The organism is Nocardia cyriacigeorgica (genome assembly GCF_005863245.1).
GTDB classification, from domain to species: Bacteria; Actinomycetota; Actinomycetes; order Mycobacteriales; family Mycobacteriaceae; genus Nocardia; species Nocardia cyriacigeorgica_C.
In genome coordinates this window covers 109,053-127,771 of record NZ_VBUT01000011.1, presented here as the reverse complement: position 1 = coordinate 127,771, position 18,719 = coordinate 109,053, and the positions used below count along the sequence as shown (strand labels likewise).

The 18,719-nt window shown below is 70.6% G+C and carries 14 protein-coding genes; 10 read left to right on the top strand and 4 right to left on the bottom strand.

The genetic code is table 11. The features are described from left to right. Positions 1-9: 9 nt before the first annotated feature. Positions 10-1,200: an FHA domain-containing protein gene (locus FEK34_RS24925; RefSeq protein WP_138451584.1), complete on the bottom strand. Its 1,191-nt coding sequence runs from the start codon at positions 1,198-1,200 to the stop codon at positions 10-12. A 272-nt stretch (positions 1,201-1,472) separates the two neighbouring features. On the opposite strand from FEK34_RS24925, the gene FEK34_RS24920 reads away from it, so the two are divergent. Then, entirely contained in the window at positions 1,473-2,012 is a 540-nt protein-coding gene (locus tag FEK34_RS24920) for a GNAT family N-acetyltransferase (protein WP_171048375.1), read from the top strand. On the opposite strand, the gene FEK34_RS24915 is transcribed toward FEK34_RS24920, so the two are convergent. Together FEK34_RS24915 and FEK34_RS24910 are read right to left on the bottom strand one after the other, a co-directional pair. Next, on the bottom strand, positions 2,009-3,562 hold the full coding sequence (locus FEK34_RS24915; RefSeq protein ID WP_138451582.1) for a glycerol-3-phosphate dehydrogenase/oxidase: 1,554 nt from the start codon (positions 3,560-3,562) through the stop codon (positions 2,009-2,011). The genes FEK34_RS24920 and FEK34_RS24915 overlap by 4 nt on opposite strands. A gap of 160 nt (positions 3,563-3,722) precedes the next feature. Further along, positions 3,723-4,352 (bottom strand): TetR/AcrR family transcriptional regulator, encoded by a 630-nt coding sequence (locus tag FEK34_RS24910; protein ID WP_138451580.1) that lies wholly within the window; start codon positions 4,350-4,352, stop codon positions 3,723-3,725. Positions 4,353-4,531: 179 nt separating this feature from the next. Here FEK34_RS24910 and FEK34_RS24905 point away from each other — a divergent pair, with 179 nt between their 5' ends. Continuing rightward, positions 4,532-6,109, top strand: coding sequence for an FAD-binding oxidoreductase (locus tag FEK34_RS24905; RefSeq protein WP_138451841.1), 1,578 nt, complete (start codon positions 4,532-4,534; stop codon positions 6,107-6,109). After that, positions 6,106-7,044: a diacylglycerol kinase gene (locus FEK34_RS24900; RefSeq protein WP_138451578.1), complete on the top strand. Its 939-nt coding sequence runs from the start codon at positions 6,106-6,108 to the stop codon at positions 7,042-7,044. Before FEK34_RS24905 ends, FEK34_RS24900 begins: the two co-directional genes overlap by 4 nt. A 101-nt stretch (positions 7,045-7,145) precedes the next feature. Here the strand turns inward: FEK34_RS24900 and FEK34_RS24895 are convergent, their stop codons facing one another. Then, positions 7,146-7,784: a zeta toxin family protein gene (locus FEK34_RS24895; protein WP_249359582.1), complete on the bottom strand. Its 639-nt coding sequence runs from the start codon at positions 7,782-7,784 to the stop codon at positions 7,146-7,148. 335 nt (positions 7,785-8,119) lie between these two features. Here FEK34_RS24895 and FEK34_RS24890 point away from each other — a divergent pair, with 335 nt between their 5' ends. The 7 genes from FEK34_RS24890 to rplU all read left to right on the top strand — a co-directional run bounded on the left by FEK34_RS24890 (position 8,120) and on the right by rplU (position 18,675). Beyond that, entirely contained in the window at positions 8,120-10,798 is a 2,679-nt protein-coding gene (locus FEK34_RS24890) for a valine--tRNA ligase (RefSeq protein ID WP_138451576.1), read from the top strand. Between the two features lie 86 nt (positions 10,799-10,884). Next, a complete protein-coding gene (folC, locus tag FEK34_RS24885; RefSeq protein ID WP_171048399.1) occupies positions 10,885-12,291 on the top strand; it encodes a bifunctional tetrahydrofolate synthase/dihydrofolate synthase in 1,407 nt (468 codons plus the stop codon). A gap of 73 nt (positions 12,292-12,364) precedes the next feature. Beyond that, the gene (locus FEK34_RS24880) at positions 12,365-12,811 is read left to right on the top strand and encodes a DUF4233 domain-containing protein (RefSeq protein ID WP_138451574.1); all 447 of its coding nucleotides are present in this window, start codon (positions 12,365-12,367) and stop codon (positions 12,809-12,811) included. A 110-nt stretch (positions 12,812-12,921) separates the two neighbouring features. Continuing rightward, positions 12,922-13,833: an N-acetyltransferase gene (locus tag FEK34_RS24875; protein ID WP_138451573.1), complete on the top strand. Its 912-nt coding sequence runs from the start codon at positions 12,922-12,924 to the stop codon at positions 13,831-13,833. Positions 13,834-13,878: 45 nt separating this feature from the next. Then, positions 13,879-14,295 (top strand): nucleoside-diphosphate kinase, encoded by a 417-nt coding sequence (gene ndk / locus FEK34_RS24870; protein WP_036534584.1) that lies wholly within the window; start codon positions 13,879-13,881, stop codon positions 14,293-14,295. A gap of 391 nt (positions 14,296-14,686) precedes the next feature. Beyond that, the gene (locus FEK34_RS24865) at positions 14,687-18,088 is read left to right on the top strand and encodes a translation initiation factor IF-2 N-terminal domain-containing protein (protein ID WP_138451571.1); all 3,402 of its coding nucleotides are present in this window, start codon (positions 14,687-14,689) and stop codon (positions 18,086-18,088) included. 275 nt (positions 18,089-18,363) lie between these two features. Further along, positions 18,364-18,675 carry a 50S ribosomal protein L21 gene (gene rplU / locus FEK34_RS24860; protein ID WP_014349679.1) on the top strand — a complete coding sequence of 104 codons (312 nt, stop codon included), beginning with the start codon at positions 18,364-18,366 and terminating at the stop codon, positions 18,673-18,675. Positions 18,676-18,719: the final 44 nt, after the last annotated feature.

Sequence of the window (18,719 nt, the reverse complement as noted above, 5' to 3'; positions counted from 1 at the left end):
CCCACGCGGCTACTTGCCGGTGTCGACGCCCTCGGTTCGCGGCGGGACGGTGCTCGCCTGGTAGGTCAGCACTCGTTCGCTGATCCGGATCCGCCCGCCGGGTGGGAGTTCGGTGGGGGACTGGCCGACGCGTGCCCACTTCGGGGAGTCGGGGGTCGCGACGAAGGTGCCGGAGGCGGTGCCCGCGTCGCGGACGAAGACCTTGCCGTCCTCCAGCGAGACGAAGGCGTGCACCCGGGAGATGTGACGGTCGCGCTGCAACACGATCGGGGCCGCGGTGGCGCGGCGGACCGATTCGTCGGCGGAGGGGCCACGGCCGATGACGTAGGGGCGGTCCAGCGGGTAGGTGGCGCCGTCCTCGGCGACCAGGACCCCGGGGACCTGCGTGTTCGGTGGTGCGCCGACGGCGAGGCGTGGCCGCCGGCGGACCGTGTCCTGCGGGCCCGGTTTGTGCAGGGCGACCGGTTCCGGCGGATCGGAGCGCAGCGTCGCCGGGGCCTGTGACCAGGCCAGCGACATGGCCTGGGTGCCGTCGGGTTTCGGGTTGGCGCGATGCCGGGGCGGCACCGGCGGAGTGCTCGGTGCGGGTGGCGCGGCGCTGGTCACGGGGTGCTGATCGGAGTCGGCGTCGGCCTCGGCGGCGGCGAAACCGGCGGGCGCGGTGGCCGGCGGCTCGCTCGGTGCCGCGGCGGTCGAGGTGGCGCGTGCGGCGGGCTTGCGTCCGCTGCGACGGACACCGGCCCGCAACACGAATCCGCCACCGGGCACGACGCCCGAACGCAGATTGCTGCGCGGGTGTTCGGTGATCTGGGATGTCGTGTCCGGGCCGATGGTGATCGAGCGGATCGGCACCCGCACGATCTCGTCGACCCAGGTGAACGCGCGTGAACCGGTCAGCCGTCGAGCTCCTTCGGCGCCGTCGATCAGCGCGGCCACGGGTCCGCGCAACAGCACCAGCGTGCCGTCGTCGGTCGGGGCGAGCACGCCGAACGGTGGTGGCGCGGAATTGACGCCGAACACCACCGGGGCCAATCGCTGGGCCAGCGCGGCGCCGGGCGATTCGACCTCCGACGCGGCCTCGACGGCGCCGAGAATGCGGTCGATGGAAGCGCTCTCGCCGCCGATATACACGAGGACTTCGCCGAACCTCGCCACAAGGCCGTCGCCTGGCGCGACTGCGACTGTGGATCTGCCGAGCATTCACGCCTCCTTCCTTGCAGCCTCACCGTAGGCCACCTGGCAACCCGGCGGGTCGAGCATGCCGGGCTCGGTGCGAGTCCGATCCATCCCCGCGCGCGGGGAACACGTGGTGATCGGTGCGGGTTCCGAGCCGCCCCCTGGATCATCCCCGCCTGCGCGGGGAGCACGAGTTCGAAGTTACCGGGTAGCCGACGCTCCGGCACGTGATCCGGAGCGGGAAGTGACGAATAACAGGTCGAGAACCCGAGCCGGCCACGACTACCGTTGGCCCGGTGATCCGCGCCGCCGTGCTGTCCGACCTGTCACTGCTCCATGAGATCGAACGTGCGGCGGGTGCCCCGTTCGCCACGATCGGGATGACGGCGGTCGCCGAGGACGATCCACCGGCCATCGAGACATTGCGCGAGTTCGTCGACGCCGGTCGGGCCTGGGTGTGGACCGATGGCGGCGCGCCTGTCGCGTACCTGGTCGTCGCCGTCGTGGATGGCAATGCCCACATCGAGCAGGTCTCGGTGCATCCCGCCTCTGCCGGGCGGCGGATCGGCCGTCACCTGATCGACCACGCGGCCCGCTGGGCCGCCGACCACGGCTTACCGGCGCTCACCTTGACCACGTTCACCGACGTCGAATGGAATGGCCCGTACTACCGCAGTATGGGCTTCCGCTACCTGTCCGCCGACGAGGAAACCCCGGGCCTGCGCGCCATCCGCGCCGCCGAAGCCGCCCACGGGCTGGACCGATGGCCTCGCGCGTGCATGCGCGCGGAGGTCGCCGGCTGGATCGCGCACGACTCGATCGACAGCGTTCGCTAGTCGGTCAGTGCCGCGAGCGCCTCTTCCGCCGCCGGCAATGCGGCCTCCCGGTCCTCGGCGACCAGTCCGATGCGGGTGCGGCGGTCGAGGAGGTCGGCGGCGTCGAGGGCGCCTTCGTGCGAGATCGCCCACGCGAATTCGGCTCGGGTGACGTCGATTCCGGGGGCTACGGGTTCGAGCAGGCCCGGGTCGGCTTCGGCCCGGGCGAGTACGGCGCTCGCTTCGGAGCCGTAGCGGTCGACCAGGACCGGTGGTGCGGCGATCTTGTCGCGGGCGGCGCCGGAGACCGCGCCGACCAGCGGCAGCTGCCTGGTGCGGCAGGGGCCCGCGGTGAGGCCCGCGTGGGTGACGGCGGCGTCGACGGTGTCCTCGGCCATCTTGCGGTAGGTGGTGAGTTTGCCGCCGACGATGGTGATCAGGCCGTCGGGGGAGTGCAGCACGGCGTGTTCGCGGGAGATGTCGGCGGTGCTGTCGGTGCCGGTTTTCAGCAGCGGACGCAGACCGGCGTAGCTGCCGCGGATATCGGCGCGGGTCAGCGGTTCGCGCAGGGCGGCGTTGATGGTGTCGAGCAGGAAATCTATTTCGGCGTCGGTGGGGCGGGGCTCGTCGGGCACGGGCCCGGGGGCGTCCTCGTCGGTGAGGCCCAGGTAGACCCGGCCGTGCGCGGCGGGGAAGGCGAAGACGAAACGGCTGGTGCTACCGGGCACCGGCACCGTCAGCGAGGCGCTCAACCCGCCGAAGGCGGCGGCGTCGAAGACCAGGTGGGTGCCGCGGCTGGGCCGCAGCTCGATGCTGGGGTCGACCTGATCGGCCCACACGCCGGTCGCGTTGACGACGGCGCGGGCACGCACGGTCAGCGTCTCGCCGGTGCGGGTATCGCGCAGCGTCGCGGAGTCGCCGGTGGCGGCGGTGACCTCGACCCGCGTCAGCACCGACGCACCGGCCGCGGAGGCGGTACGCGCCAGCGCGACCACCAGCCGGGCATCGTCCACCAATTGTCCGTCCCAGGCCGTCAGGCCACCGCGCAACCCGTCCCGGCGCACGGTGGGTGCCAGCCGCAGGGCTTCGGCCGCCGCCACCCGCCGCGATCGCGGCAGCAGACTCGCCGGGGTGCCCGCGCCGCGGCGCAGCAGATCACCGGCCAGGAATCCGGCGCGCACCAGCGAGCTCTGAGCCACCCCCAACGTGGGCAGCAGCGGCACCAGCTGCGGGATCGGGCGCACCAGATGCGGTGCGGTGGTGCGGATCAGGATGCCGCGCTCCACCGCGCTCTCGTGCGCGATGCCGATATGCCCGCCCGCCAGATACCGCAGCCCGCCGTGCACGAGTTTGGAACTCCACCGGCTGGTGCCGAAGGCCAGGTCGTGCCGTTCCACCAGCACCGTGCGCAGCCCACGGGAGGCGGCGTCGAGCGCGACACCGGTTCCGGTGACGCCGCCGCCGATCACCAGGACGTCGATCTCGGTGCCGTCGCCGAGTGCGCCGAGTTCGCGCTCGCGACGCGCGGCGTTGAGGGTGGAGTCGCCGGTGGGTACCGAATTCTTGGTCATATCGGTCCTTGTCCTCGGGTGGTGGGTGGTGCGGTGGTGGGCCGAGGCGAGCACCCGGAGAGGAGAACGTCGTTGTCGGTGGGTCGTGTCTCACGGGTGAGTACCTCGTCCGGGAGCGCTGTGCCGTCGCATCCGGGCAGTAGACGCCACGCGTCGCCGGTCAGGTCGTCTCGCCGGCCGACGCGGTCGCAGCTCGCGCGGACGGCGTCAGATAGCCGTCGATGGCGCGGGCCAGCTCGGCGTCGAGGTCGCCGCCGGCGAGCAGGCCGGAGACCGTCTCCGCCGACTGCACCACCGATTGCGCGATGAGCAGCAGCATCGTCGCCATCTGCGCGGGATCGCCGTCGCGGACGGATCCGTCCGCGTGGCCTTCCCGGATCGCTGCGGCGAACAGCTCGATCAGGTGGCGCTGGTTACGGCCGAGCCGTCCGAACACGTAGGTGAGCATCAGGTCGGTGTCGGCGCGGAAGATCTTGCGGAACAACGGGTTCGCGCGCACCGCCGCCGCACCGGCGACGATGCCGTCGACCAGTCGCTGTCGCACCACGCCGTCGGTGGGCATCGCGGTGGTGAGGATGTCGCCCAGTTCGCGCACCAGCAGTTCGGCCACCAGCGAGCCGGTGTCGGGCCAGCGCCGGTAGACGGTCGGCCTGCTCACTCCGGCGCGGCGTGCCACCTCGGTGAGCGTGGTGCGCCGGACCCCGAACTCCGCGACGCAGGCGCGTGCGGCATCCAGGATCGCGAGGTCGATGGCCGAGGGCTCGGCGTCGGGCTCGTCGGAGACGGTCATGGGCTCACCACCGGGGTCGGGCGTGGCGATCGAGTGCGGGTCGCCGCGCAGTACTGCATTTGCTCGGTTACTGCTTGACAGTCTATGTCAAACTGTAACGCATGGTCGATACGCAGCAGCCCGCCGGCGCCGATCCGGATCCCTTCGCGAACCCGGACGACGCAGCGCTCCCGACGAGTATGGTGTGGGACGCCTGGGGCGCTCCCGCTGGACACAAACCGCTCTCGCCCCAGATCCGGGGCCTGCTGAAGCAGGTGTTCGGGGTGTCCGGCGAGACCGTGACACGCCGCGATGAGGGCGACGTGCCGCTGCGTGATTCGGCGTTGACGCCGACCGCGCGCGCCGGGCTGGCCGCGGTGGTCGGTGCCGAGCACGTCAGTACCGACCACCACGACCGGCTGCTGCACGCCGGCGGCAAGAGCACTCCCGACCTGCTACGCCGCCGCGCAGAGGGCCCGCAGGACGCGCCGGACGCGGTGGTGTTCCCCGCCGATCACGATCAGGTGGTCGCCGTGCTCGGCTATTGCGCCGAGGCCGGGATCGCGGTGGTCCCGTTCGGCGGCGGCACCAGCGTCGTCGGCGGGCTCGACCCGATCCGCGGTGATTTCGCCGCGGTGATCTCCCTGGATCTGCGCAGGCTGAACGCGCTGCACGCGGTCGACCCGGTGAGTGCCACCGCGACGTTCGGCGCGGGCGTCACCGGTCCGCGCGCCGAGGAACTGCTGGGCGCGCACGGCCTGTCGCTCGGCCACTTCCCGCAGAGTTTCGAATTCGCCAGCATCGGCGGGTTCGCGGCCACCCGCTCGTCCGGGCAGGCGTCGGCGGGCTACGGCCGCTTCGACGACATGGTGCAGGCGCTCCGGATCGCCACGCCGACCGGCACGCTCGAGCTCGGTCGCGCGCCCGCCTCGGCCGCGGGCCCTGATCTGCGTGAGCTGTTCGTCGGCTCGGAGGGTGCGCTCGGCATCATCACCGAGGTCACCGTGCGCGTGCATCCGGTGCCGGAAACCATTGCCTACCAGGCCTGGTCGTTCCCGGACTTCGAGACCGGGGCCGCCGCGTTGCGTGCGGTCGTGCAGGCCGGTGCGGCGCCGACGGTGCTGCGTCTGTCCGATGAGGTGGAGACCGGCGTCAACCTCGCCCGCACCGCCGATATCGGCGGTGAGCCGGTGAGCGGCTGCCTGGCCATCACCACCTTCGAGGGCACCGAAATGCATGTCGCCGCGCGCGGGCTCGAGGCGGGCGCATTGCTGTCGGCCGCCGGTGGCACGGTGCTCGGCGAGACGCCGGCCCGCGAGTGGGAGAGCGGGCGCTTCTCGGCGCCGTACCTGCGCGACTCGCTGCTGGACGCCGGTGTGCTCTGCGAGACCCTGGAAACGGCGACCACCTGGTCGAACCTGTCGAACCTCAAGGCGAAGGTCACCGCGGCGCTCACCGAATCGCTCACTGGTCAGGGCACTCCCGCGCTGGTGATGTGCCATATCTCGCACACCTACCCGACCGGTGCCTCGCTCTACTTCACCGTCATCGCCAAGCTGCTCGACGATCCGCTGGCCCAGTGGCAGACCGCCAAACGAGCGGCGGGCGATGCCATCATCGCGGCCGGCGGCACCATCACCCACCATCACGCCGTCGGCGCCGACCACCGCGCGTGGATCCCAGACGAGATCGGCGACCTCGGGGTGCGGGTGCTGCGCGCGGTGAAACAGGAAATCGACCCCGCGGGCATCCTCAACCCGGGCAAGCTGGTCCCATGACGACGCAGTCGCGGCGCGAGATCCGCAAGGTCACGGTGGTGACCAACGCGCTGTCGGGGATGGGCAAGGGCCATGACGTCGCCGCTGCCGCCATCGCCCGGCTCGCCGAATGCGGCGTGCAGGTCACCGAGATCCGCGCGCCCTCGGCCGCCGAATCGGTGCGTCTGGTGCGTGCCGAAGTGACCGGGCCGCAGCGTCCGGACGCGGTGGTCTGCGCGGGTGGCGACGGCTTGGTGTCGGTGATGCTCGAGGCGCTGGCGGAAACCGGTACCCCGATCGGACTGATCCCCGGCGGCACCGGCAACGATCTCGCCCGTGAGTTCGGCATCCCGAACGACGACCCGGTGGCCGCGGCCGACGTGGTGCTCGGTGGGATGACCCGCAGGATCGACCTCGGCCTGATCGAGCGCACCGATGCCGCGCCCATGTGGTTCGCCACCATCACCGGCACCGGTTTCGACGCGCGAGTCACCCTGCGCGCCAACAGATTGCGGTGGCCCAAGGGTCCGCTGCGCTACACCGTGGCCGCGCTGGCCGAGCTCGCGAGCCGTGCCGCCACCCCATATCGCATCGAACTGTCCGATGGGACAGCGCAGCCGGACACCGTGGTCGAGACCGACGCCATGCTGGTCGCGGTCGGCAACACCCGCACCTACGGCGGCGGCATGCTGGTCTGCCCGGACGCCGTCGTCGACGACGGACTGCTCGACGTCACCGTGGTGCGCGCGGTCTCCCGGCTGAACATGTTGCGGCTGCTGCCCGCCCTGGCCTCGGGTAAACGGATCGACCATCCGGCCGTGTCGCACTACCGCGCGCAGCGGATCTCGCTGAACGCGCCGGGTGCGCCGGCGACCGCGGACGGGGAGCCGGTGGGCGTACTTCCGATCACCCTGCGCGCGGTGCCCGGCGCTCTGTCGATCCTCGTGCCCGAGTAGACCCAGCCCAGTCGGGGGCGATGCGCTACGTCGAGCGTCGGCGGGTAACACCTGCCGTCCTTCGGCGGCGCACCCGGCTGCTGCCGGTGAGCGCCCGCCGCTCAGGCCGCGAAGCTCACCCGGCGCATCCCGCCGACGGTCTCCCGGTCGGCGATGACGATCGAGGCGGGCGCCGGATCGGTGATCGGCCCGGCGTCCACCGCGCGCAGCAGCTGCCGCCAGCGCACGCAGTGCAGCCGGAAGAAGAACCCGTTGACCCGGCGCCCGCGCGTGTACTGGCCCGCGCGGGCGATGGTCGCGGGGACGTCGATGAGGATCAGGTGCAGTTCCCGCCCCCGTGCCGCCGCCCAGCGGGCCAGCATTCGCCGGGCCCAGCCGAACGTGGCGCAATCGTGCACGACGACCGGTCCGGCGTTGTCGCGCAACGCGTTCCGTATCCGGGTGTAGTGCGCGATATGCACCACGGGTCGCCACAGCGGATAGGGCAGCCGGCCCAGCCGGTGCCGCCACGAGTTGCGCGAATGTTGCGAGTCCAGCACCACCGACCCGGCCGGACCGGCGGGCGGCTGCTCGGCCTCGGCCGTCGACCCGAACAAGGCCCGTAGCGCCGTGCTCTTACCAGCGCCGGGGACGCCGGCGAACACCAGCACCGCCGTCGGCGGATACCGCAACTCCTCGACCGCCCGGCCGCGTAGATCGTGCACCCGGTGCGGTAGCAGCACGGAATCCGCAGCGGGCACAGAAGATTCGTAGGGAAGAGCGACGGACGGTTCGAGCCGGGGTTTCACTCTTCCAGAGTTGTCAGTAATGTCCGATTCGGCAACTGGGTGTGACGAATCCGGGTGAAATCCGAAGCTGAGAATTGCCTATGGATCCGTGATCGCCCCGGTGATCGGCGGTAGTCTGTCAGGTGTAGGCGGAGTCTTCGGTGTCCCTCATCCACCGAAGACTCCGCCGCTGTTTTCCGGGCCCGAGTCGATGGGCCCGCGCTCCGGTCCGGCTCTGTGTTCGGGTCCGCGTCGCGGCGGCGTCGCCCCTGCGTCAGGTGGTCCGCGCCGACCACTAGAATCGCGGGGTGACCAGCGCAGCCCCAGACAACACACGTAATCGTGCCGATGCCCTCCCCAAGAGCTGGAACCCCGGCGAGGTGGAGGCCGAGATGTACGAGCGCTGGGTAGCGGCCGGTTACTTCACCGCCGACCCGGCCAGCGCCAAGCCCGGCTACTCGATCGTGCTGCCGCCGCCCAACGTCACCGGCAACCTGCACATGGGCCACGCCCTCGACCACACGCTGATGGACCTGCTGGCCCGCCGCAAGCGCATGCAGGGCTACGAGGTGCTGTGGCTGCCCGGCATGGACCATGCCGGTATCGCCACCCAGACCGTGGTGGAAAAGCAGCTCGCCGTCGACGGCAAGACCAAAGAGGACTTCGGCCGCGAGCTGTTCATCGAGAAGGTCTGGGACTGGAAGCGCGAATCCGGCGGCGCCATCCAATGGCAGATGCGCGCCCTCGGCGACAGCGTCGACTGGAGCCGCGACCGCTTCACCATGGACGAGGGCCTCTCGCGCGCCGTCCAGACCATGTTCAAGCGGCTGTTCGACGCCGGGCTCATCTACCGCGCCGAACGCCTGGTCAACTGGTCGCCGGAACTGCGCACCGCCATCTCCGATATCGAGGTCAAATACGAGGACGTCGACGGCGAGCTGGTGTCGCTGCGCTACGGCTCACTGCGCGACGACGAACCGCACGTGATCGTCGCCACCACCCGAGTGGAGACGATGCTCGGTGACACCGCCGTCGCGGTCCACCCCGACGACCCGCGCTACCAGGCGCTGATCGGCACCACCCTGGAGCACCCGATCACCGGCCGCCAGATCCCGGTGATCGCCGACGACTACGTCGACCCGGAGTTCGGCTCCGGCGCGGTGAAGATCACCCCCGCGCACGACCCCAACGACTTCGAGATGGGTCTGCGGCACAACCTGCCGATGCCGACCATCATGGACGAGCGCGGCCGAATCGCCGGTACCGGAACCGAATTCGACGGCATGGACCGCTTCGAGGCCAGGGTGAAGGTGCGTGAGCGCCTCGCCGCCGAGGGCCGCGTCGTCGCCGAGAAGCGCCCCTACCAGCACAGCGTCGGCCACTCCGAGCGCAGCGGCGAGCCGATCGAGCCGCGGCTGTCGATGCAGTGGTGGGTCAAGGTGGAATCGCTGGCCAAGGCCGCCGGTGACGCGGTGCGCAGCGGCGACACCGTCATCCACCCGGCCAGCCAGGAACCGCGCTGGTTCGACTGGGTCGACGACATGCACGACTGGTGCATCTCGCGCCAGCTGTGGTGGGGCCACCGCATCCCCATCTGGTACGGCCCCGAAGGTGAGATCGCCTGCGTCGGACCGGACGAGACCCCGCCCGAGGGCTGGGTGCAGGACCCCGACGTGCTCGACACCTGGTTCTCCTCCGGGCTGTGGCCGTTCTCCACCATGGGGTGGCCGGACACCAGTCCCGAGCTGGAAAAGTTCTATCCCACAAGCGTTCTGGTCACCGGCTACGACATCCTGTTCTTCTGGGTGGCCCGGATGATGATGTTCGGCACCTACGTGGCCGAGGACCACGTCATCACCGCGGGCAAGGGCGGCGCCAAGCAGGTGCCGTTCAAGGACGTCTTCCTGCATGGGCTCATCCGCGACCAGCACGGCAAGAAGATGTCGAAGTCGCGCGGCAACGGCATCGACCCGCTGGAGTGGATCACCGCCTACGGCGCCGACGCGTTGCGCTTCACCCTGGCCCGCGGCGCCCAGCCCGGCGGCGACCTGTCGGTCGGCGAACCGCACGCGCTGGCCTCGCGCAGCTTCGTGACCAAGCTGTTCAACGCCACCAAGTTCGCCCTGATGAACGGCGCGCGCCCCGGCGAGCTGCCCGACCGCGCCACCCTCACCGACGCCGACCTCTGGATCATCGACCGGCTCGACGCCGTGCGCGCCGAGGTCGACGCGGCCTTCGACGCCTACGAATTCGGCAAGGCCTGTGAGGCGCTCTACCACTTCGCCTGGGACGAGCTGTGCGACTGGTACCTGGAACTGACCAAGGTGCAGTTCGCCGCCGACGACGCGCGCGCCGAATCCACCCGCACCGTCCTCGGTTCGGTGCTCGACTCGGTGCTGCGGCTGCTGCATCCGGTGATCCCGTTCGTCACCGAATCGCTGTGGCTCGCGCTCACCGGCGGTGAGTCGATCGTGATCGCCGACTGGCCGCAGCCCACCGGGCAGGCCGCCGATCAGGGTGCGGCGCAGCGCATCGCCGACACCCAGCGGCTGATCACCGAGATCCGGCGCTTTCGCAGCGATCAGGGCCTGGCCGATAAGCAGAAGGTCGCGGCCAAGCTGATCGGGGTGGACGCCGCCGGGCTCGCCGCGCTCGAACGCTCCATTACCGATCTGGCCCGGCTCACCGCGCCCGGCGACGATTTCGCCGCCACCGCCTCGGTGGAGGTCCGGCTCAGCGGCGCCACCGTCACCGTCGAACTCGACACCTCCGGTGCGGTCGACCTCGACGCCGAACGCCGCCGACTGGAGAAGGACCTGGCCGCCGCGCAGAAGGAATTGGCCGGTACCACCGCCAAACTCGGCAACGAGGCCTTCCTGGCCAAGGCGCCCGAGCAGGTGGTCGACAAGATCCGCACCCGCCGCGATGTGGCCGCCGCCGAGGTGGAGCGCATCGGCGCCCGGCTCGCCGAACTGAGCGGCAAGTGACCGGCCCCGACGAGACCGACGGCCCCGATTTCGCCCACGAGGCCGGCAACGCCGAACCGGAGCCTCAGCACGGCACCGGGGCGCCGCTGGGGTCCGGGCCGTCGCCGGTGGAGCTGGCGGAGATGGCGCTGGTCGAGGCCGAACTCGACCGGCGCTGGCCGGAAACCAAGATCGAGCCGTCGCTGACCCGTATCTCGACCCTGATGGACCTGCTCGGCTCGCCGCAGCAGAGCTATCCGGCGATCCACATCGCGGGCACCAACGGCAAGACCTCAGTGACCCGGATGATCGACGCGCTGCTCACCGCACTGCACCGGCGCACCGGGCGTATCACCAGCCCGCACCTGCAGCTGGCGACCGAGCGGATCAGCATCGACAATGCGCCCATCACGCCTGCGCGCTACGTGGAGGTGTATCGCGAGCTGGCGCCCTACATCGAGATGATCGACAAGCAGTCCGCAGCCGCGGGCGGGCCCGCCATGAGCAAGTTCGAGGTGCTCACCGGCATGGCCTACGCGGCCTTCGCGGAGGCACCGGTCGACGTCGCGGTGGTGGAAACCGGCATGGGCGGCACGTGGGATGCGACCAACGTCATCGACGGGCAGGTCGCGGTGATCACCCCGATCGGGCTCGACCACACCGAATACCTCGGCCCCGACCTCGCCGCCATCGCGGGGGAGAAGGCCGGGATCATCAAGCGCGCGCCGGAAAGCCTGATCCCACGCGACAACGTGGCCGTCATCGCCGAACAGGACCCCGAGGCGATGGAGGTGCTGCTGCGCCGCGCCGTCGAGGTGGACGCGGCGGTGGCGCGTGAGGGTGCGGAGTTCCGGGTGCTGGCCCGCAAGATCGCCGTCGGCGGCCAGCAGTTGGAGTTGCAAGGCCTCGGCGGGGTGTACGACGAGATCTTCCTGCCGCTGCACGGCGAACACCAGGCGCGCAACGCGGTGCTGGCGCTGGCGGCGGTGGAGGCGTTCTTCGGCGCGGGTGCGCAACGTCAACTCGACGTCGACGCCGTGCGGGCCGGGTTCGCGAGCGTCACCAGCCCCGGCCGGCTGGAGCGGATGCGCAGCGCGCCGACCATCTTCATCGACGCCGCCCACAACCCGGCCGGCGCCAAGGCCCTGGCAGCGACCTTGACCAGCGAGTTCGACTTCCGCAAGCTCGTCGGCGTGGTCGCGGTGCTCGGCGACAAGGACGCCGCGGGCATCCTCGAGGCGCTGGAGCCGGTGTTCGACGAGATCGTCGTCACCACCAACGGTTCCCCGCGCGCCCTCGACGTCGACGCCCTCACCGATCTCGCGGTGCAGCGCTTCGGCGACGAACGCGTCGTCCCCGCGTACTCCCTGCCCGACGCCCTGGAGACCGCGATCGCGATCGCCGAGGACGTCGCCGACAGTGGGGAGATGGTCTCCGGCGCCGGGGTCGTCATCACCGGTTCGGTCGTCACCGCGGGTGCGGCGCGCGCGCTGTTCGGCAAGGACCCGGCGTGAATGGTCGTCGCCCGGAGGCGGCGGGACGCCCGGAAGCCCGCATGATCGGCAGATCGTGCCGAGGAGGCAGAGCATGAGCGAATCCGATCCACGCCCGAACGGTGACGAGGAGGCCGCGGCGCAGACTTCTCCCGCGACTCCCGCGCCGCCGGACCCGTGGAAGGGCCTGCGCGGGGTGATGGCGGGCACGCTGGTCCTCGAGGCCATCGTCGTGCTGCTCGCCCTGCCCGTGGTCGCCGACGTCGGCGGTGGCGTCAGCTGGCTGTCGGGCACCTATCTGGTGACCCTGGCCGTGGTGATGATCCTCGGCGCCGGCCTGCAACGCCGCCCCTGGGCCGTCCCGTTCAACCTCGCCCTCCAGGTCTTGGTGATCGCCGGCGCCTTCATCCACATCTCCATCGGCGTCATCGGCATCCTGTTCGCCATCGTCTGGGCCTTCATCCTCATCCTCCGCAACGACGTCAAACGCCGCATGGACCTCGGCGTCCTGCCCAGCCAGCGCATCCAGCGCACCGACTGACCCGCGCGCGAAATACTGTGGCCGGGCACGGCGCCCATTGCTAAGGTGGGCGCCGTACCGTCCCCCTGGCGGATTCCGATGCATCCCATCGAGCGTCCTGGAGATTCGCCATGCCCACGTACGTCATCCGCCCCTTCCGCCGCGACGATCGCGACCAGCTGACCCGGCTGGCCAACACCCACATCGCCGCGGTCGTGCCCGGGGTATCGATCTCGGTCAACACCATGCTGAGCACCCTCGAACGGCGTCCCGAAGAGGTCATCCTCGATCCCTGGGTAACCGAACGGGTCACCCTCGTCGCCGAACAGGATCGCGAACTCGTCGCCGCCGCGCACCTGTTGCGGTACGACAGCGCCGCACACGTCACCGACAGCTTCCGCAACGCCGGGACGGTCGAATGGTTCCTCGCCTGGAATCGCTCGACCCTCGGTGACGACGGCAGCCCGCGCCCGATCGACGCCGCCGCCGACGCGTTGATGACCGGCTGCCTGGCTCAGCTCGCGCGCTGGGGCGTCGAGTCCCGATACTTCAGCGGCAGCCTGCCCACCTTCGCCGCCTACGGCCTGTCCGAGCAATGGCCGCACATCCGGGCGATCCTCGAACGCAACGGTTGGGCGCAGACCGACGAGTCGAGCGTCGAATTGCTCCTGCTCGCCGAGACCGACAGGATCCCTCGCCCGCAGCGCACCGACCTCTCGGTGCGCCGCGTCATGGGTGAGCTCGGCACCCGATTCATCGCCCACCGCGGCGGCCGCGATCTCGGTCATCTCGAGGTCGACACCAACCTGACGCAACCCGAACGGATATCGCGGCTGGGCGGCTGGGCCGACGTCTGCCGCGAGGACGGGGAACCCGAGGTGCGGCGCTGGCTGTACGGACAGGTCGCCGACTGGTTGCGGCTCGGCGGGGTGGACCGGCTGCTCACCTACCGCGAGCCGGGAGATCCGGACCTGGAGCTGCTGTCTCGGTGCGGGTTCGTGGAACTGACCCGGACCGACCGGTCATGGGCGCATGCGGGATGACCGCGGGTTGGGAGACAGGGATAGCCGACCGTTACGCTGTCGCCCGTGACTGAGCAGACATTGATCCTCATCAAGCCGGACGGTGTGGCCCGTGGCCTCGTCGGTGAGGTGCTGAACCGGATCGAGCGCAAGGGGCTCAAGATTGCCGCGCTCGAGCTGAAGCAGGTGTCCGATGAGCTGGCGGGCGAGCATTACGCCGAACATGCGGGCAAGCCGTTCTACGGCTCGCTGATCGAATTCATCACTTCCGGGCCGGTCGTCGCGGCCGTGCTCGAGGGTCCGCGGGCGATCGCGGCGTTCCGGCAGATCGCCGGCGGCACCGACCCCGTGGAAAAGGCGGCCACCGGCAGCATCCGGGGCGATTTCGCCCTGGAAACCCAGGAGAACCTGGTGCACGGATCCGACTCGCCCGAGTCGGCCAAGCGGGAAATCGCCCTCTGGTTTCCCGAGTTCCCGGCCTGAATTTATCTCCATTCCGTCGCATCCGACGTCACGCTGTTGCGCCGATGGCGAACCCTCGGCGCACGGTGTGGGATACTGGCAACTGGTTGCCACCGATAACGGCGGTAACCGGATGACACCCCGAGGTTCGATGCCGATCATCGCTGCCGCGGCGCGGTAACTCGTTCGCGTCGGCACGCTGGATGAACGCTCACACCACGGAGTTCAGCCATACAGCCAGGCGCCGCGTGACCAGTTAGCCCGAACGACGATCGATATGGAGATAACCGGGCACGCGGGGCGAGACCATTGACCTCGTGCCAACCGCGCGAGGCGTACGGAAACAGCGCCCCCGCGTCGGCCGCGTCACTCCCTTCGGGGAGGAACGCGCCCGGGGGCCCGAGGAGACTTCGTGGCCGATCAAGAGCCGCTGGACACAACATCACAGGATGCCGATCAATTGCCGGAGCGAATCCGAGTTCATGCGCTGGCCAAACGTCTGGGAGTAACGAGCAAGCGCATCCTGGCCAAGCTGGGTGAGCTCGGCTCCGACGCGCGCAGCCCCCAATCGAACGTCGAGCGCGCGGTCGCGGAGTCGGTGCGCGACGCGCTCGCCACCCCGGAGACCGAGCAGGCCGCTGCCGAACCCCCGGCGGCGGACAGCCGGCAAACCGCCGAAGCGCCGGCCGAGCAGGCGGTCAGCGCCGCTGCCGAGCCGGACCAGCCCGTCACGGCCGAAACCCAGGCGACTCCGGCCGCCGACCTGTTCTCCACGGCGCCCGCGTTCAGCCCGCCCGGCGGCCTGTTCGCCAGCCCGGTCCAGGAAGAACCGCCGGTCGTGGAGCCGGTCGTGTTCGAATCCGCGGTCGTCGCCGCGCCGCTGTTCCTGTCCCCGGATGCCGCCGCCGCCGAAGAGCTACGCAAGAAGCGGCGCCGCGTCGAACCCGAGGCCCCGCGCGCCGACGAGGCGCCCGCCCAGGCCGAGGACGTCGAGGACGAGACCACCGACGAGCAGGACGGCACCGAGCAGTCCGAGTCCGACGATCAGCCCCGCCGCCGCCGTCGTGGCCGCCGCGGCCGTGGTCGTGGCCGCGGCGAACAGCACGCCGACTCCGATGACGAGCCCGACACCGACGAACGCGCCGCCCGTGACAAGGACGGCGCCCGCGACAAGGATGAGGCGCCCGCCCAGGACGCGAGCCCCGCGGACGAGTCCGAGTCCGAGGACACCAAACAGGCCGGGTCCGACGCAGCCGAATCCGCCGACGACGGCGAGGACGGCGCGGAGGGCTCGACCCGCCGCAGGCGCAGGCGCAGGCGCCGCAAGGTCGCGGGCGAGGGCGGCGGCGAGAACGAACCCGCCGACGACGACCCGCCCAACACCGTCGTGCACGAGCGCGAGCCGCGGAACAAGAGCCGTGCCCGCGCCGTCGTCGACGAGGTGCAGGGCATCACCGGGTCCACCCGGCTCGAGGCCAAGCGTCAGCGTCGCCGCGACGGGCGCGAGGCAGGCCGGCGCCGTCCGCCGATCCTGACCGAGTCGGAGTTCCTGGCCCGCCGCGAATCCGTCGACCGGGTCATGGTGGTGCGGGAAAAGGAGATCCCCGGCCACCCCACCGCCACCCAGGTCGCGGTGCTCGAGGACAACATCCTGGTCGAGCACTTCGTCACCAGCACCGGCCAGGCGTCCATGGTCGGCAACGTCTACCTCGGCAAGGTGCAGAACGTGCTGCCGAGCATGGAGGCGGCGTTCGTCGACATCGGGCGCGGCCGCAACGGCGTGCTCTACGCCGGTGAGGTGAACTGGGAGGCCGCCGGGCTCGGCGGCAAGGAACGCAAGATCGAGCAGGCGCTCAAGCCGGGCGATCAGGTGCTGGTGCAGGTCAGCAAGGATCCGGTCGGACACAAGGGTGCCCGCCTGACCACGCAGATCAGCCTGGCCGGACGCTTCCTGGTGTACGTGCCCGGCGGCACCTCCACCGGGATCAGCCGCAAGTTGCCCGACACCGAGCGCAAGCGGCTCAAGGAGATCCTGCGCGAGATCGTGCCCGCCGACGCCGGCGTGATCATCCGCACCGCCTCCGAGGGCGTCAGCGAAGCCGAACTGGCGCGCGATGTGGAGCGGTTGCAGGCCACCTGGCGCACCATCGAGAAGGCCGCCGAACAGGATTCCGGCGCACCGAAAACGCTCTACGAAGAGCCGGACCTGCTGGTCAAGGTGATCCGCGACCTGTTCAACGAGGACTTCTCCAAGCTCGTCATCGAGGGCGAACGGTCCTGGAGCACGGTGGAGACCTACATCCGCACCGTCGCGCCGGACCTGCTGGCCCGGGTGTCGCGGCACGAGAACAACGGCGTCGACGTCTTCGAGGCCTACCGGATCGACGAACAGCTGGCCAAGGCGCTCGACCGCAAGGTGTGGCTGCCCTCGGGCGGCACGCTGGTCATCGACCGCACCGAGGCGATGACCGTCATCGACGTCAACACCGGCAAGTTCACCGGCTCGGGCAACAGCAACCTGGAAGAGACGGTCACCCGTAACAACCTGGAAGCCGCCGAGGAGATCGTGCGGCAGATGCGGTTGCGCGATATCGGCGGCATGATCGTCGTCGACTTCATCGACATGGTCCTCGAATCCAACCGTGACCTGGTGTTGCGCCGGCTCACCGAGGCGCTGGGCCGCGACCGCACCCGCCATCAGGTCTCCGAGGTGACCTCGCTCGGCCTGGTCCAGATGACCCGCAAGAAGCTGGGCACCGGCCTGGTCGAGGCGTTCTCCACCACCTGCGAGCACTGCCACGGCCGCGGCATCCTGGTGCACAGCTACCCGGTGGAGCCGAGTGCGGCCGAGGACGGGGCCGGACGCGGACGCGAAGCCGGTTCTCGCCGTCGTCGCGGCCGCGACAAGGCCGCCGCGCCGGCCGCCCCGCAGGCGCAGCCCGCGGTGGCGGAGTTGAGCGAGGAGGAGGCCGCGGTCAAGCGCGCGCATCCGGTCGCGCTTGCCATGGCCGCCCATCAGGCCGAGGACTCCGGTGCCACGGAGGCGCAGCCCGAGGCCGAGCAGCCGGAGACGGGCGTCGAACCCGCGGCCGCCGAGCAGGCGCAGGAAGCGACCAGCGAACCGGCCGCTCAGCGCGTCGTCGCCGGGCAGAACGGGACCACTCGTACCCGGTCGACGCGGCGTCGGCGGGTGGCCCGCTCGGCCGCGGCGCCGGATGCCGACGCGGTCGTCGCCGTCAGCGAGGTCGTCACCGAGGTGGGCGCGCCGGCCGAACAGGTCGAGCAGGCTGCCGTTGCCGACCAGGGTGAACCCGAGCAGGCGGCAGTCGCTGAACCGGTGTCGGCCCAGCACGTGGAACCGGTCGCATCCGTCGAAACGGTCCCGACCACTGAACAGGCGCCGACCGCCGATGTGACGGCAGTGGCCAAGCAGGTCTCTGTCGTGGAGCCGGGTCCTGCCGAATCGGCTCCGGCCGCGGTGACCACCGCCGAACCGGACACGACCGAGCCCGCGGAAGCGGTCGCGGCGCCCGCGGCCGAACCGGCGGAGCCCAAGGCCGCCGAGCCCACCGCGACCGCGGAGAACGGCACCGCGGCACGCTCGACCCGACGCCGCCGGGTGGCCCGATCCGCGGCCGCCCCGGCCTCGGACAGCACCGGCGCGGTATTCGTCCTCAGCAGCTCGGAGGAGCCCGCGACCCCGGTCGTCGACCTCACCGAGCCGGTACCGGTCCCGGTGCCCGAACGCAGGCCGCGCAGGCGCAGCGCGGGCAGGCCCGCCGGGCCGCCGCCCGCCGAATCGGCCGACGAATGACCTGGTGGTCCCCGCCCTTGTGGCGGGGGCCACTGTCGTTCGGCGGCCGGTTTGGTCGCGCACCTATGCGTCCTGTAATCTTGGACAGTCGCTGCCCGGCGACAGCGTTTTATCACGCTGTGCCCGCGAAGCTGTAGAGCAATCGCCAGTGCTGAGGCGGCGGTGACTACCAGACCAGATGTGTAGTGGATGCCCGGTGGAATTCTCCGGCCGGGTGCCACTCCAGCCGCGCTAGCAAGCGCCGCACACCTAAGAGGAAGAAGGGCAGCCGACCGATGGCAACGTACGCGATCGTCAAGACCGGCGGAAAGCAGTACAAGGTCGCGGTCGGTGACCTGGTGAAGGTCGAGAAGATCGAGGGTGCGCCGGGCACCGCTGTGGATCTGTCGCCGGTGCTCGTGGTCAACGGCGCCGAGCTGACCGCCGACGCGGACAAGCTGGCCAAGGTGTCGGTGTCCGCCGAGGTCGTCGAGCAGACCAAGGGCCCGAAGATCCGCATCCACAAGTTCAAGAACAAGACCGGCTACCACAAGCGCCAGGGTCACCGTCAGCCGCTGACGGTCCTGAAGGTCACCGGCATCAAGTAATCGGCCCGGGGGCTCACCGAGCCCTCACCTGGAGGAGTTACAGC